This window comes from Rhizobium sp. SG570 (genome assembly GCF_012275345.1).
Lineage (GTDB): Bacteria > Pseudomonadota > Alphaproteobacteria > Rhizobiales > Rhizobiaceae > Rhizobium > Rhizobium lusitanum.
Map to the genome: position 1 here is coordinate 1 of NZ_JAAZQI010000058.1, position 1,174 is coordinate 1,174.

Here is a 1,174-nt window from a genome sequence, read left to right on the forward strand (position 1 = left end):
GCCTTCAAAGTGATCGAGGCCGAGTTCTTCCTTCATCTGCTGATGGGCCTGCTCGCAGACCCATCGCGCTTTGATGGCCGCCGCGAGAGCTTTTAAGGTCGCCTCGGCCGGCAGATTGGAGAGATAATATTTGCGCTCGTCGTTTGAACGCCACTCACCAACGAGCCACGCCTCTTCGCCCGGCATGTGCTGCTGTCCCTTGTCGAGGATGCGTTGCGGGTCGCCATCGGCAATCCGAATGCGTAGGGCAGCGAAACGTGCGGTCAGTCGACCTTTCGTGCCGTGACGCCAACTGACCTTCTTCCAGGTGGTTCCTTCCAGGATCGTTTCGGCTGCGGTTGAAAGAGTGTCGGGGATCGAATGCTTACGCGGCTTTCCACGGCCGGCGACAGGAAAGACCAATGCGACATCATGAGGATAAACCTTCTGATGCTTGGGAATGCCGACAGCCCAGGTGAGATTGCGTGCACTGAGCCCCTGGCGAAACGCAGCCGACAGACCATAGCCGGCATCCGCAAGCACGGTGCCAAACCGTACGCCTGCGGCCATCAGCCGATCGATCTCGCCGAGCGCGATCTCCGGTTTGGTACGGGATAGGCGCATCTCCTCGGGAACACCGGCCTTCGCCATCCGATCCTGATCACTTGTCCAACTGTCGGGGAGGAACAACCGCAGGCCAACGGGAACAGGAACCTCGTCGCGGGCCAGCGTCAACGACACCAGCGTTTGGCAATTGGCACGCTTGCCCAGCATCGACGCATACTGCGGCGCGACCCCAACAGAATGGTCGCCCTTCTTCGGCAGACCTGTGTCGTCGATCACCAGAAAAGCATCTGAAGCCCCGACAATCCTGTCGGCCTGTACCGCCAGTTCCGCCTCAAGAGGACCGGCATCCCAAATCCCATCCGAGATGAAATGATGCAGGCGGTCGTAGTGATCAAGCGCAAGCCGCTCCGCCATCGGCTCGATGCTCTTGCGGTCGCCAGGTCCGATGAGGCCCGAAATATAGACCGGGCACATCTGCCGCCGCTTCTTGTGGCCAAGCTTCTCAACGAACGGCTTCAGCCAATCCGCCAGTGCAGCGTCCAATTCCGCCATCTCGCGCACCCCTATGAAAGCGCCCAAGATGGCCCATCATCGTAAATGGCCGGTTAATCTGCCAAAGTAGTGCTAG

At 59.7% G+C, this 1,174-nt stretch carries 1 protein-coding gene; it reads right to left on the reverse strand.

Annotated elements, in window-relative coordinates; all coding sequences use genetic code 11:
* A partial coding sequence (locus FHT28_RS35845) for an IS701 family transposase (RefSeq protein WP_168598924.1) occupies positions 1-1,098 on the reverse strand: 1,098 nt, incomplete at its 3' end.
* Between the last annotated feature and the right edge of the window lie 76 nt (positions 1,099-1,174).